We start from the raw sequence: 13,540 nt of genomic DNA, 5'->3' as shown, positions 1-13,540 counted from the left end.
GAGGGGCACCGGGGGTAGCGGCCGCCGCCGGGGGCATACGGACGCCAGGGGAAGGGGGCACGGGGAACCGTTCACACGCCGTTCGGCGTGGTGGGCAGAGGGGGCCGACGGGAGCTGTAACCGCAGGAACACCGCGCGTGCACGTGCATATGCTCATGCAGTGGCACGTGAAACCCAGCTATGATCCAGACTGGTTGACACTTGCACCTTGCAAATCGGGGGAGCGTCCTGTGCGTGACGTGTACAACGGCATGGCGGCCACGGAGCTGCACGGGGTCGTCTGGCAGAAGAGCAGGCACAGCAATTCGCAAGGGTCGTGCGTGGAGTTCGCCAAGCTGCCGGGAGGCGGCGTGGCCATGCGGAACTCGCGCTTCCCCGACGGTCCCGCACTCGTCTACACGCCCGCCGAGATCGCGGCGCTGCTGTTGGGCGTGAAGGACGGGGAGTTCGACCACCTGGCGGCGGGTGCCTGACGGTTCCCCGGGCGCCCGAGCCCCACGTACACGTACCCCCGGCGCACCGGCGCGCGCCGCCCGGAACCCGACGCCCGGCGGCTGGGCTCGAAATGGAAGCAGAACTGCCGGTTCGGTGGGCGGGGTGCGGTACACCCCGCGCCGGACCGACCAGGGGCGTCAGGCGGTCGCGCCGCCGACTGCGGCGTCGGGGACCGGCCCGGCGGTCAGCCGGAACATCGCCCAGACGACCTTGCCCATCAGGGCTCCCGCCGGTGCGTCGCTCTCCGAAGGGGGAGAGGGGTGCCAGCCCCAGCTGTCGCTGAACGACTCCACCAGGAACAGGCCGCGCCCGGACTCGGCCGAATCCTCCGCCTCACCGGCCACCGGGCCTTCGTGGCTGGGGTCGCGCACCGCGCACACCAGGCGCGAGGTCCAGCGCATCAGGTGCAGGCGTACCGGAGGCACCGCGGGCTCGGGCGCGGTGTCCGGGGGGACGGCGTGCCGCAGCGCGTTGGTGACGAGTTCGGAGACCACCAGGGCCACGTCGTCGAACCGCTCGTCCAGGTCCCACCGCGAAAGCGTCGTACGGGTGAACCTCCGTGCCCCGCCGACCGCTTCGAACCGGGCCGGCAGCGAGATCGACGCCGATCCGGCGGACGCCGCGGGATCGAAGGGGGGAAGGCCCCGCCGTAACGGTTCGAGCGTCGTCGATCCATTGGTCCTCATGCGAGGCACTCCCGGGATTCGCGGCTGCAGCGGCACTGCCGGTCAGCGGTACTGCGGGGAAACGGCGTCACAACATGAACGGGTACGCAGGTGCGCGACGACCATGCTTCCGAATGCGCAGGGCAGATGCAAGGGCAGATGCACGTGCACGTGACCGCCCTGCCCCATTCGGTAAGGGTTGTCGACCATTTCTCCCTTCACACATTTTCTTCGGATCCCGGCGAGTCTTCCCATTTCCGTAACCGAACGAGTACGGCCTGAAGCGTTTTGGTGGCACAATCCGGTTCTTGAGGTTCCGGGGGGCCTCGTTGCCCGGGAAGCGATGGGGAGGGTGGACCTGTGTCGGCAGGCGAGTCGAGTGGATCCGTGGTGCGGCGCATCCTGCTGGGCTCTCAGCTGAGAAGGCTCCGCGATGCCCGCGGCATCACCCGTGAAGCGGCGGGCTACTCCATCCGCGCCTCCGAATCGAAGATCAGCCGCATGGAGTTGGGACGGGTGAGCTTCAAGGCCAGGGACGTCGAGGATCTGCTCACGCTGTACGGGGTCGTGGACGAGGCGGAGCGCGAAGCCCTGCTCGGTCTGGCCCGGGAGGCCAACGTGACGGGCTGGTGGCACAGTTACGGCGACGTGCTGCCCGGCTGGTTCCAGACCTACATCGGTCTGGAGGGCGCCGCCTCCCTCATCCGCGTCTACGAAGTGCAGTTCGTGCACGGCCTGTTGCAGACCGAGGCGTACGCCCACGCGGTGGTGGAGCGCGGCATGCGCGGCGGGCCCGCGGCCGAGATCGACCGGCGGGTGGCGCTGCGGCTGGAGCGGCAGAAGATCCTGGTGTCCGAGCGTGCCCCCGTCCTCCATGTCGTCCTGGACGAGGCCGCGTTGCACCGTCCCTACGGTTCGCGCGAGGTCATGCGCGCCCAGCTCGACCACCTGCTGGAGATGTCGGAGCGCCCCAACATCACGCTCCAGGTGATGCCGTTCAGCTTCGGCGGCCATGCCGGGGAGAGCGGGGCCTTCACCATGCTGCGCTTCCCCGAGTCCGATCTCTCCGACGTCGTCTTCCTGGAACAGCTCACCAGCGCGCTGTACCTCGACAAGGCGGAGGACGTGGCCCAGTACGAACGCGCCATGTCCCGTCTGCACGACGACAGTCCGGGGGAGAAGGAGAGCCGTGAACTCCTGCACGGACTCCTCCGCGAGGCGTGATCCACGGGTACGATGACGCCCGATCAGGAGTATGCGTACGCCTGCAGTAAGGGATTGCATGTCCTTCTTCCATGAGCTGGCCCATCAGTACATAGACGGTGAGTGGCGTACCGGCACCGGCTCGTGGGACATCATCGACTTCAATCCGTACAACGGGGAGAAGCTCGCCTCCCTGACCGTCGCCACCGCGGCGGAGATCGACCAGGCCTACGCCGCCGCCGAGCGCGCCCAGCCCGCGTGGGCCGCGGCCCCGCCGTTCGACCGCCGCGCCGTGCTGGAGCGAGCGACCCGGATCCTCGGCGAGCGGTCCGGTGAGATCGCCGAGGCGATCATCGACGAGCTGGGGGGCACCCGGTCCCGGGCCGAGTTCGAGATCGCCCTGGCCACCGAGTTCCTCAAGGAGGCGGCAGGGCTGGCGGTGCGACCGCTCGGAGCGATCCTGCCGGCCGCCGCGGACGGCAAGGAGAACCGCCTGCGACGCGGGCCCGCCGGTGTCGTCGCCGTCATCAACGCCTTCAACTTCCCGCTGCTGGCCGCGACGAAGACCGTGGCTCCCGCGCTCGCCCTCGGCAACGCCGTCGTCGTGAAGCCGCACCAGAACGCGCCCGTGGTCGGCGGCGGACTGGTCGCCCGGATCTTCGAGGACGCGGGCCTGCCCGCCGGCCTGCTGAACGTCGTCGTCACCGACAGCGCCGAGATCGGTGACGCCTTCCTCACCCACCCGGCGCCCCGGGTGGTCGCCTTCACCGGCTCCGACCGGGTCGGCCGGCACGTCGCCGCGGTGGCCGCCGGGCACTTCAAGCGCTGCGTACTCGAACTCAGCGGCAACAGCGCCCTGGTGGTGCTGGACGACGCGGACGTGGAGCAGGCGGTGCGCGCCGCCGTGCACAGCAGGTTCCTGTTCCAGGGCCAGGTGGGGATGGCCGCCAACCGCATCCTGGTGGACCGGGCCGTGGAGCGGGAGTTCACCGAGCTCTTCGTGGCCGAGACGGCGAAGCTCACCGTGGGCGACCCCCGCGACCCGGAGACCCGGCTGGGCCCGGTGATCAACGCGTTCCAGGCCGACGCGCTGGCCGCCCTGGTGGACGAGGCGCTCGCGGCCGGCGCGACCGCGCTGCTGCGGGGGCGTACCCGCGGCAACGTGGTCGAGCCGACGGTGCTGACCGGCCTGCCGCAGGGGTCGCCGCTGCTGCGCCAGGAGATCTTCGGCCCGGTCGCCCTGCTGGTCCCCTTCGACGGCGAGGACGAGGCACTGCGGCTGGTCGACGACACCCCGTACGGGCTCAGCGGGGCCGTCCACACGGCGGACGTCGAGCGCGGGGTGCGGTTCGCGCGGCGGGCGGTCAGCGGGATGTTCCACGTCAACGGGCCCACCGTCCAGGACGACCCGCGGGCCGCGTTCGGCGGCGAGAAGATGTCCGGACTCGGCCGGCTCAACGGCGAGGCGGTCGTCGAGGCGTTCACCACCAGCCGCTGGGTGTCGGTCCAGTACGGCAGGACCAGCTTCCCGTTCTGACGCGGCCGTCCGCCCGCCGGAGTGCGGCCGCGGACCGGGGATAGCCTCGACCGTGGCGGTGCCGGACGGCGCCGTGCGACGGACGGCGTCCCGGAAGGCGGGTGGAATGTCGGCGATCCGGCTGCTGGTCCTCGGCGCGGTGCGGCAGCACGGCCGGGCGCACGGCTACCAGGTCCGCAACGACCTGGAGTACTGGGGCGCGCACGAGTGGTCGCAGGCCGGCCCCGGCTCGATCTACCACGCGCTGAAGCAGATGGCCAAGCAGGGACTGCTGGTCGCCCACGAGAGCGCGCCCTCCACGGCGGGCGGCCCACCGCGCACCGAGTACGGCGTCACCGAGCGGGGCGTGGCGGAGTTCTTCGCGCTGCTGCGCGCCGCGCTGACCGCGTACGACCAGCGGACCGACGTGCTCTCGGCGGCCGTCGGCTTCATGGTCGAGCTGGAGCGGGACGAGGCGCTGGCGCTGCTGCGGGAGCGGCTGGCGGGCATCGAGGAGTGGCGGGGATCGGTCACCTCGCACTACGTCCCGGAGGGCGGCACCGGCTCGCTCGGGCACATCGGCGAGATCATGAACCTGTGGATCCGCACCGCCGACGCGGGGGAGGCGTGGACCCGCGAGGTGATCGGCCGGATCGAGGCCGGCGCCTACACCTTCGCGGGCGAGGGGGAGCCGTTCGTCGGCGTGCTCGGCGAGGGCGAGGAGAACCCGTACGCCACCGGTGGACCGGACCCCGGCGACGACGGGTGACCGCCCGCCCGGACCTGGCTCAGTGGTGGAACGAGGTGGCCGCGTTCTTGTCGCGGTCGGCCGGGCCCGACTGGGCGCGCAGCTCGGGCAGCAGCAGCCGCAGGTCCTCGACCAGCAGCGCCGCGAGGTCGGAGGAGAAGCCGTTGCGGCAGACGATCCGCAGCACCGACAGGTCCTCGCGGTGGGCGGGGAAGGTGTAGGCGGGCACCAGCCAGCCGTGCTCGCGCAGCCGCCGCGACACGTCGAAGACGTCGTACGCCGTCACGTCGGGGCCGGTGGTGAAGGCGAAGACCGGCAACTCGTCCCCGCGGGTGAGGAGTTCGAAGTCGCCGAGCGCCTCGATCCGTTCGGCCAGCCCGCGCGCCACGTCCCGCGAGGCCTGCTGGACCGCGCGGTACCCGTCCCGGCCCAGCCGCAGGAAGGTGTAGTACTGCGCGACCACCTGCGCGCCCGGCCGGGAGAAGTTCAGCGCGAAGGTGGGCATGTCGCCGCCGAGGTAGTTGACGCGGAAGACCAGTTCTTCCGGCAGCTCCGCCGGCGAACGCCACAGCGCCCAGCCGACGCCCGGGTAGACCAGGCCGTACTTGTGGCCGGAGGTGTTGATGGAGGAGACCCTCGGGAGCCGGAAGTCCCAGGCCAGGTCCTCGTCGAGGAAGGGCGCGACCATCGCCCCGGACGCGCCGTCGACATGGACCGGGACGTCCGGGCCGCCGGACTCCCGGAGGGCGTCCAGGGCCGCGCACAGCTCGGCCACCGGCTCGTAGCTGCCGTCGAAGGTGGAACCGAGCACGGCGACCACGCCGATGGTGTTCTCGTCGCACAGCGCCGCCGCGGCCTCCGGGTCCAAGTGGTAGCGGTCGCCCTCCATCGGCACCAGCCGCGCCTCGACCTCCCAGAAGGTGCAGAACTTCTCCCAGCAGACCTGGACGTTGACGCCCATCACGAGATTGGGCCTGGCGGTCGACGGATAGCGGTCGGCGTTCTTCTTCGCCCAGCGCCGCTTGAGCGCCATCCCGGCGAGCATGCACGCCTCGCTGGAGCCGGTGGTGGAACAGCCCACCACGGCCGACGGGTCCGGTGCGTGCCACAGGTCGGCGAGCATCGCCACGCACCGCTTCTCCAGCTCGGCGGTGCGCGGGTACTCGTCCTTGTCGATCATGTTCTTGTCCCGGCACTCCGCCATCAGCACGCCCGCCTGGGGTTCCATCCAGGTGGTGACGAAGGTGGCGAGGTTCAGCCGGGAGTTGCCGTCGAGCATCAGCTCGTCGTGCACGAGCCCGTAGGCGGTGGCGGGCGGCAGCGGGCCGTCCGGCAGGCGGTGGCGGGGTGGGGCCGAGGTCATCCCCGCGGTCGGGTCCGCCTCCCCGAAGAACGGGTTGAGGGCCAGCCTGCGGCGCTCCTGCGAGTCGTCCGCGCCGTGCGGTCCCTTGTGCAGCGCCATGGCGGTCTCCTCTCGGCCCCCTCCCGGGGGTACTGCCGGGTGTCAGCCCTCGGCGGCGAGGCCGGCCTTGAGGGCCCGGGTGAACTTCACGACCCGCTCGGCCTGCACCCGGGCGGCGGTGAGGGTGGTGGCGTCGACCGGCAGGTCCCCCTGCCCGGACACGTGCGAGGTGCCGTACGGGTTGCCGTCGACGAACTTCGTCGGGTCCGTGTAGCCCGGCGCGACGAGGATGCCGCCGAAGTGGTGGACGGTGTTGTAGAGCGCGAGGAGCGTCGACTCCTGTCCGCCGTGCAGGGTGCTGCTGGAGGTGAAGCCGCTGTACACCTTGTCGGCGAGCTGCCCCGCCTGCCAGAGCCCGCCGAGGGTGTCGATGAACTGCTTGAGCTGCGCGGCCACGTTCCCGTACCGGGTCGGTGAGCCGAAGACCACCGCGTCCGCCCAGAGCATGTCGTCGGGGGAGACCTCGGCGATGCCGGCGGTCGCCTCGGCGTTGGCGGCCCAGGCCGGGTTGGAGTCGATCGCCGCCTGCGGGGCCAGCTCGGCCGCCTTGCGCAGACGCACCTCCGCGCCCGCCCGCTCGGCGTCCTCCGCGATGGCCTCCGCGATCCGGGCGACGGTGCCGGTGGAGGAGTAGTAGACGACGGCGACGTTGACGGGCGTGGGCATGCGGGGACCTCCGGTGCGGGACGGGCCGTACCCGAACGACGATACGGACAAATGGGGCACCCGGCGCGTCGGATCGGCGGACCGCGCGTCGCGCCCGTACCGCGTCCCGCGTGCTCACCGTGGAGCGGTGCCGTCCGCCCCGAGCTGCATCTGCGGGCGGCCCGTGACCAGCAGCCAGGCGGGCAGCGACGCCGCGCACAGCAGCGGCAGCACCGCCGTGTCGCTCACCAGCACCGCCGCCGTGAACAGACTCAGCCAGCCCTGCCGGGTGATGGCGAGCAGCACCCCGAGGACCGCGCACGCGACGGCGAGGGCGGGCGGCACGCCGTCGACCAGGGCGTGGGCGCACAGGCCGAGGGCGACCCCGACGAAGACCGCCGGGAAGATCCGCCCGCCCCGGAAGCCGCAGGTCGCCGAGACCAGCAGGGCGGCCGTCTTCACCAGCGCCATGGCCGCGAATCCGCCCGCCGACCAGCCCTCCGGGTCGGCGGCGAGCGTCTTCACCTCGTCCAGCCCCTTGAAGAGCGTCAGGTGGCCGCCCAGGGCTCCGAGCAGTCCGAGCAGCAGTCCGCCGGCGGTCAGGGCGAGCACCGGATGCCGCAGGGCCCGGAAGAGCCGGTGCGCCACCGGGAAGGCGTAGACGGCGACCAGGCCGAGCAGCGCGCCGGCCGGTGCGATCACCAGTGCCGCCAGCAGATCGCCCCAGGAGGCGTGGGTGTAGTCCGGCAGCGACAGGTCGAAGCTGGGGTGCGCGACCAGCGACATGGTCAGGGCGCCGGCCGCGCCCGCCGCCAGCGGGGCGAAGAGGCGGTCCCACAGGGCGCCGGGGCCCGGCCGGGAGGCGAGCGTCTCGGAAAGGATCAGGGCGGCGGCCACCGGTGTCCCGAACAGCGCCCCGACGGTGCCGGCCGCCGCCAGGGCCACCCACGCCTCGGCCGGCGCCCCGGGGGCGAAGCGGCGGCCCAGCCAGTAGACAAGCGCGATGTTGGCCGCGGTGATCGGATTCTCCGGACCGAGGCTGACCCCGCCCGCGAGCGCCAGCATCGTCGCCAGCAGCAGCCCCGGCACCACGCCGGGCGGCAGGGGGGCGTCGACCAGCCCCGTGGTGGACGGATCGGGACCGGCGTGCCCGGGGACGGCCCGGACGACGAGGCCGACCGCGAGCCCGGTGGCCGTCAGCATCACGATCATCCACAGCGAGGAGAACCGGCCGACGCCGAGGGCGTCCGGCAGTGTCTCCCACAGCACGTCCTGGAGCTGTTCCGCCAGCAGGCTCACGCCCAGCAGTACGAGCGCCGAGGCGACTCCCACGGTCAGCGCGGGGAGGACCGCCACCAGGAGCCGGCGGGCCGGGGCGGGAGCGGGCGCGGGCGGACCGGCGGACGGCGAGGGGGTGGCCACCGGCTCACCCTAGCGACGTGAAAGCCGCATACACCTGTAAACATGCGCATTCCGCGTGGATATGGTGTCCGGGGCGCTGCCCGACCGGCGCTCAGAGCTCGCTGATCACCACCGCGGTGCCGTAGGCGCAGACCTCCGTGCCGACGTCCGCCGCCTCCGAGACGTCGAAGCGGAACATCAGCACCGCGTTGGCGCCGCGCGCCCGCGCCTGCTCGACCAGCCGTTCCATCGCCTGGTTGCGGGTCTCGACCAGGGTCTTGGTGAGCCCCTTCAGCTCGCCGCCGACCATCGACTTCAGGCCGGCTCCGATCTGGCTGCCGAGATGGCGGGAGCGGACGGTCAGCCCGAACACCTCGCCGATCACCCGGGTCACCTGGTGGCCGGGTACGTCGTTCGTGGTGACGACGAGCACGTCCGCACGCTCCGCCTGGCCGCCGCCGTAATCCTCCATGCCCATGAGTGGCACCTCCTGCGGGCCAGCTTTGTCCCGGTTCGCCGGGTGCGCATCCCCGGTGCGCCCACTGGAACCGGGGGCGGTCCTGAGGCGTTGATAGCTTGGGGCCGCCCACGCCGCCCGCCCATCGAACGATCCTGGAGCCCGGACCCTTGAATACGCTTGCGCTCGGCCCGAGCTGGCTGGACCCGGACTATCTGATCAACACCTTCGGCCTCGCCGGTGTCCTCCTCATCGTCTTCGCCGAGTCCGGACTGCTGATCGGTTTCTTCCTGCCCGGCGACTCGCTGCTCTTCACCACCGGGCTGCTGGTCACCACCGGTCAGCTCGACACCCCGCTCTGGCTGGTCTGCGTCCTGGTGGCGCTGGCGGCGATCATCGGCGACCAGGTGGGCTACCTCTTCGGCCGGAAGGTGGGGCCGTCCCTCTTCAAGCGCCCCGACTCGCGCCTGTTCAAGCAGGAGAACGTCGAGAAGGCCCACGACTTCTTCGAGAAGTACGGTCCGAAGTCGCTGGTGCTGGCCCGCTTCGTGCCCGTCGTGCGCACCTTCACGCCGATCATCGCGGGTGTGAGCCGGATGAACTACCGCTCGTTCATCACCTTCAACATCATCGGCGGCATCCTCTGGGGCGTCGGTGTCACCGTCCTCGGTGCGCTGCTCGGCAAGATCGACTTCGTGCACGAGAACATCGAGATGATCCTCATCCTGATCGTGCTCGTCTCCGTGGTGCCGATCGCCATCGAGTACCTGCGCGCCCGCTCCAAGTCGAAGAAGGCCGCGGCCTCCGGCGACCGGGACGACGAGGGCCCGAGCTCCTCCACCGGCCAGCGCGGCCGTCACGCCAAGCGCTGACCCCGCCGTACGCACGCGGCGCCCGCTCCCCCCACGGGGAGCGGGCGCCGTCGCGTACGGGCGGGGTCAGAATCCGCGGGTACGCTTGGCGGCCCGCCGGTTGGCGCCGTCGACGGCGCCCGGCACCCGCATGAACAGCCGCGAGATCTCGCTCCCGAGGTTCACCCCGATCGCGATGGCCAGCGCCGTCGCCACCGCCGTCGAGAGCGAGGCGAGCCCGCGGTCCAGCTCGCCCTGCGCCACGCCGAGCAGCCCGAAGTACGTCGCCGAACCGGGCAGCAGCGGCCCGATCGCCGCCGTGATGAACGGCAGCGACGAGGTGTAGCGGTAGCGCGAGAAGAGCTGGCCGAACAGACCGACCAGACCGGCCGCCACCGCCGTGGCCGCCACCGGCGAGATGTCCCCGGTCCGGGCCATCGCCCCGTAGATGATCCAGGCGACGCCGCCGTTGAGGGTCACCGCGAGCACGGTGGAACGCTCCTGCTGGAGCAGGATCGCGAAGGCGAGGCTCAGCGCCATCGACGCGACGATCTGCAGCACCGGCTCGTCGTGCGCGACGAACCGCTCCTCCGGGTTGAGCTGCGCCCCCAGCTGGAGCCCCAGATAGATGACCACCAGGACGCCGACGACGATCCCGATGAAGAAGTACATGACCTCCAGCAGCCGGGCCGCCGCGGTGATGTAGTAACCCGTCAGGCCGTCCTGCACCCCGGCGACCAGGGCCCGCCCCGGCAGCAGGGCGAAGAGCCCACCGGTGATGACCGCGGACGGCCGCAGGTCGCCCCAGTGGGTGAGGGTGAGCGCCACCCCCAGCGCGGCGGGCGGCATCGCCGCTGCCGTGAACTGGTAGAACTCCGGCAGTCCCCGCCCGGCGCACAGCCAGGCCAGGCGGTCGCCGAGCATCGCGCCCGCGGCCGCCACGAAGAAGACCAGGAAGCCACCGCCGACCAGCACGGAGGCCGCCCCCGCGAGCAGCCCGGCGGCGGCGGTCAGGGCCCACCCGGGGAACGGGTGGCGGTTGCGCCGGATCTCCGCCAGCCGCCGGTAGGCCTCCTCCAGGGAGACCTCCTCGTCCTCGGCGGTGATGTCGTCGATCAGCCGGAACACGGCGGCCAGCCGGTTGTAGTCGGTGCCGCGGCGGCGCACCGTACGGCTCGCCGTCACCGGGTCGTCGACCAGCGACGGCTGGTGCGAGATGGACAGCAGCGTGAACGTGACCGTCGGCTCGCACCGGTCCAGTCCGTACGAGCGGGTGACCGCGAACATCGCGGCCTCGACGTCCTCGGCGCCCTCGCCGCCGGCCAGCAGCAGCTCGCCGATACGGAGCGTCAGGTCGAGCACCCGGGGGACCGCGGGACCGGAGTCGTCGGTGCGCTGCACGCTCTCGGCGGCGGGCCGCTCGGTGACCGGCATCCGCAGCATCGTGCGCATCCGGTCCTGCCAGGGCGCTTCCTTGGTCAGCCGGATCATCGGGATGCCCTGCGCCGGGGTGAACGCGGGCGGGGACTGCGCGCTGGAGGACCGCGGTGGCGCGAAGGCGGAGCTGAGCGTGTCCGAGTGCGGGAAGTTGCCCGTTGCGGAACCGGAAGCGGAACCACCCTGGGAGGGGTCGGGCTGGACGCCGGCGGGCAGCGCGAACTCCGAGGTCGGCGAGTCGTCCTCGGACGGCGCGGCAGGCTGCCCGACCCCGGCCGGTGGGGCGAACGCGCTGCGCGCCTCGTCGGACTGGGGCTTCTGGTCCTCCGGACCGCCCGGTTCCGCCACTGCTCGACCCCACTCCTTCTCGCCTGCGCGTTCTAGCCGCTCGTCTGCCCAGTATGGGCGCGGACAAGGGGGACGCATGCAGAACGGGCGGTACACCGGTGAGGGTGTACCGCCCGTGAGCGCTCCCGGAGCAGATCCGGATGAGCGAATTGCGCACCCGGCCCGGCCGTTCACCGCCGTGAAGCGGAATGACGAACGGAATCCCGTGCGCGGGGGCGGACCGGGACCGCGAAAGGGTCAGTGACCGCCCTGCTCCTGCAGGCGCTTGTAGGACGCCTCGATCTCGGTCTCGGCCTCGGCGCGGCCGACCCAGTCGGCGCCCTCGACGGACTTGCCGGGCTCCAGGTCCTTGTAGACCTCGAAGAAGTGCTGGATCGCCTGGCGCTCGAACTCCGAGACGTCGCCGATGTCCTGCAGGTGGTCCATCCGGGGGTCGCCCGCCTGGACGCAGAGCAGCTTGTCGTCGCCGCCGGCCTCGTCGGTCATCTTGAACATGCCGACCACACGGCACTTGATGAGGCAGCCGGGGAACGTGGGCTCGTCCAGGATGACCAGCGCGTCCAGCGGGTCCCCGTCCTCGCCGAGGGTGTTCTCGACGAAGCCGTAGTCGGCCGGGTAGGCGGTCGAGGTGAAGAGTCGACGGTCAAGACGGATCCGACCGGTCTCGTGGTCCACCTCGTACTTGTTCCGCGAACCCTTCGGGATCTCGATGGTGACGTCGAACTCCACGGGTGGCTCCTCCATGATCAACACATACGACTGGTGATTAAGTGTCCCCCACGCAGAAGAGTGCTCGCGAAAGGGGCTGGTCGACGGTGGCCGAGCCGGTGGATGAACCGTCCCGTGAACCGTCTTCCCCGAGGGACAGGCTGAAGGGCCTGACCGGCGCCCTGCCGGTCGTGCCGGACGACTGGCGGCTCGCCGCGGGCTCCGTGGTGCTCGGCCTGGCGGTCGCCGCCGGCGCCGTGTTCGCCGCCGGGCCCTGGGACTCGGGTCAGCGTACGGCCGAGCGGGAGTGGGCGGCCGACCGGGCCCCCGTGGGTGACGCAGCTCACCGGACCCCCGCGGCCGGTCCGCCCGCCCCCGAGCCCGCGCCCAGCGCCGCCGCGGTGCTCACCGCGCTCCGCGCCGGCGCCGCCCCGGCCGCCGCGGCCGGCCTCGCCCGCTCGCTCGACCCGCTGCTGAAAGCCCCCGCGCTCGGCACCCGCACCACCGCCGTGGTGGTCGACACCGCCACCGGCAAGCAGCTCTACGGGCGGTCCGCCGGTACCCCGATGACCCCGGCGTCCACCGTCAAGATCGCCACCGCCGTCGCCGCGCTCTCCGCGCGGGGGCCCGACCACCGCATCGCCACCACCGTCCGGGGGGCCGGGGACCTGCGCACCGTCACCCTGGTGGGCGGCGGCGACCCCACGCTGGACGAACAGGCCCTGCGCGGTCTGGCCGCCGCCACCGCCGCCTCCCTGCGCGAGGCCGGCGCCGACCGTCGCGGCCCGGTCACCGTCGCCTACGACGTCACCCGCTACAGCGGTCCCGGACATCACCCCATCGGCCCCAACGACAACATCGCGCCCATGACCGCCCTGATGGTCGACGAGGCGCGTCTCGACGACAGCGACAAGGGCCCCGCGCCCCGCTCCTCGGACCCGGCCGGCGACGCGGCCCGGCGCTTCGCCGGTCTCCTGACGGACGCCGGGGTGAAGACCACCGCGGACCCCCGCCGCCAGAAGGCCGCGGCCGGCGCCCGCACGCTGGCCACCCACCGCTCCGCGCCGCTCTCCGCCCTGGTGGAGCGGATGCTGACCAACAGCGACAACGACATCGCCGAGGCGCTGGCCCGTCAGACCGCCCTGGCGGCGGGGCGACCGGGCAGCTTCGACGGCGCCGCGAAGGCCGTCGCCGCGCAGCTCGGGAAGGCCGGGCTGCCGATCGCGGGGGCCCGGTTCGCCGACGGCAGCGGCCTCGACCGCGGCGACCGGGTCTCCGCGGGCCTCCTCGCCGCGCTGCTGGCCCGCGCCGCCGACCCCGCCCACCCCGAACTGCGGTCCGTCCTCACCGGCCTGCCGGTCGCCGGATTCAGCGGCACCCTCGGCGGCCGGTACGCCGCGACCTCGGACGCGGCGGGACTCGTACGGGCCAAGACCGGCACCCTCACCGGGGTCAACGCACTGGCCGGGACCGTGGTCTCCGAAGACGGACGGCTGCTCTCCTTCGCCTTCCTCACCTCCGGCACCACCGCCCCCGGCGCCGCCGAGGCGGCGCTCGACGACCTCGCCGGAGCACTGGTCCCGCGCACCCGTTGAGCTCTCCGA

At 72.4% G+C, this 13,540-nt stretch carries 13 protein-coding genes; 6 read left to right on the top strand and 7 right to left on the bottom strand.

The window, feature by feature from the left end; genetic code table 11:
- Positions 1–230 precede the first annotated feature (230 nt).
- Entirely contained in the window at positions 231–473 is a 243-nt protein-coding gene (locus Q0994_RS27415) for a DUF397 domain-containing protein (RefSeq protein ID WP_299539535.1), read from the top strand.
- Positions 474–632: 159 nt separating this feature from the next.
- Here the strand turns inward: Q0994_RS27415 and Q0994_RS27410 are convergent, their stop codons facing one another.
- Positions 633–1,181: an ATP-binding protein gene (locus Q0994_RS27410; protein ID WP_299539533.1), complete on the bottom strand. Its 549-nt coding sequence runs from the start codon at positions 1,179–1,181 to the stop codon at positions 633–635.
- Positions 1,182–1,520: 339 nt separating this feature from the next.
- Here Q0994_RS27410 and Q0994_RS27405 point away from each other — a divergent pair, with 339 nt between their 5' ends.
- From Q0994_RS27405 to Q0994_RS27395, 3 genes are all read left to right on the top strand, one after another.
- Complete coding sequence (locus Q0994_RS27405) at positions 1,521–2,384, top strand: helix-turn-helix transcriptional regulator (RefSeq protein ID WP_299539531.1); 864 nt, start codon at positions 1,521–1,523, stop codon at positions 2,382–2,384.
- 58 nt (positions 2,385–2,442) lie between these two features.
- A complete protein-coding gene (locus tag Q0994_RS27400; protein ID WP_299539529.1) occupies positions 2,443–3,900 on the top strand; it encodes an aldehyde dehydrogenase family protein in 1,458 nt (485 codons plus the stop codon).
- Between the two features lie 106 nt (positions 3,901–4,006).
- Entirely contained in the window at positions 4,007–4,648 is a 642-nt protein-coding gene (locus tag Q0994_RS27395; protein ID WP_299539527.1) for a PadR family transcriptional regulator, read from the top strand.
- Between the two features lie 19 nt (positions 4,649–4,667).
- On the opposite strand, the gene Q0994_RS27390 is transcribed toward Q0994_RS27395, so the two are convergent.
- From Q0994_RS27390 to Q0994_RS27375, 4 genes are all read right to left on the bottom strand, one after another.
- Positions 4,668–6,089 (bottom strand): glutamate decarboxylase, encoded by a 1,422-nt coding sequence (locus Q0994_RS27390; RefSeq protein WP_299539525.1) that lies wholly within the window; start codon positions 6,087–6,089, stop codon positions 4,668–4,670.
- Between the two features lie 42 nt (positions 6,090–6,131).
- On the bottom strand, positions 6,132–6,755 hold the full coding sequence (gene wrbA / locus Q0994_RS27385) for an NAD(P)H:quinone oxidoreductase (RefSeq protein WP_299539523.1): 624 nt from the start codon (positions 6,753–6,755) through the stop codon (positions 6,132–6,134).
- 114 nt (positions 6,756–6,869) lie between these two features.
- The gene (locus tag Q0994_RS27380; RefSeq protein WP_299539521.1) at positions 6,870–8,156 is read right to left on the bottom strand and encodes an ion channel protein; all 1,287 of its coding nucleotides are present in this window, start codon (positions 8,154–8,156) and stop codon (positions 6,870–6,872) included.
- Between the two features lie 91 nt (positions 8,157–8,247).
- Positions 8,248–8,613, bottom strand: coding sequence for a YbjQ family protein (locus Q0994_RS27375; RefSeq protein ID WP_299539519.1), 366 nt, complete (start codon positions 8,611–8,613; stop codon positions 8,248–8,250).
- 149 nt (positions 8,614–8,762) lie between these two features.
- Here Q0994_RS27375 and Q0994_RS27370 point away from each other — a divergent pair, with 149 nt between their 5' ends.
- Positions 8,763–9,464 (top strand): DedA family protein, encoded by a 702-nt coding sequence (locus tag Q0994_RS27370; RefSeq protein ID WP_299539517.1) that lies wholly within the window; start codon positions 8,763–8,765, stop codon positions 9,462–9,464.
- Between the two features lie 66 nt (positions 9,465–9,530).
- Here Q0994_RS27370 and Q0994_RS27365 read toward each other — a convergent pair whose 3' ends face one another.
- Complete coding sequence (locus Q0994_RS27365; RefSeq protein WP_299539515.1) at positions 9,531–11,228, bottom strand: threonine/serine exporter ThrE family protein; 1,698 nt, start codon at positions 11,226–11,228, stop codon at positions 9,531–9,533.
- A gap of 237 nt (positions 11,229–11,465) precedes the next feature.
- Positions 11,466–11,957, bottom strand: coding sequence for an inorganic diphosphatase (locus tag Q0994_RS27360; RefSeq protein WP_299539695.1), 492 nt, complete (start codon positions 11,955–11,957; stop codon positions 11,466–11,468).
- Between the two features lie 86 nt (positions 11,958–12,043).
- Between Q0994_RS27360 and dacB the strand changes: the two genes are divergently transcribed.
- Positions 12,044–13,531 carry a D-alanyl-D-alanine carboxypeptidase/D-alanyl-D-alanine-endopeptidase gene (gene dacB / locus Q0994_RS27355; RefSeq protein WP_299539513.1) on the top strand — a complete coding sequence of 496 codons (1,488 nt, stop codon included), beginning with the start codon at positions 12,044–12,046 and terminating at the stop codon, positions 13,529–13,531.
- Positions 13,532–13,540 lie beyond the last annotated feature (9 nt).

This window comes from uncultured Streptomyces sp., assembly GCF_947488945.1.
Classification (GTDB): Bacteria; Actinomycetota; Actinomycetes; order Streptomycetales; family Streptomycetaceae; genus Streptomyces.
This window is presented reverse-complemented; position numbering and strand designations above follow the sequence as displayed.

Coding starts and splice junctions, on each gene's coding strand:
- Q0994_RS27410 (WP_299539533.1), bottom strand. CDS start 1,181: ATGAGGACCAATGGATCGACGACGCTCGAACCGTTACGGCGGGGCCTT.
- Q0994_RS27390 (WP_299539525.1), bottom strand. CDS start 6,089: ATGGCGCTGCACAAGGGACCGCACGGCGCGGACGACTCGCAGGAGCGC.
- Q0994_RS27395 (WP_299539527.1), top strand. CDS start 4,007: ATGTCGGCGATCCGGCTGCTGGTCCTCGGCGCGGTGCGGCAGCACGGC.
- wrbA (WP_299539523.1), bottom strand. CDS start 6,755: ATGCCCACGCCCGTCAACGTCGCCGTCGTCTACTACTCCTCCACCGGC.
- Q0994_RS27400 (WP_299539529.1), top strand. CDS start 2,443: ATGTCCTTCTTCCATGAGCTGGCCCATCAGTACATAGACGGTGAGTGG.
- Q0994_RS27375 (WP_299539519.1), bottom strand. CDS start 8,613: ATGGGCATGGAGGATTACGGCGGCGGCCAGGCGGAGCGTGCGGACGTG.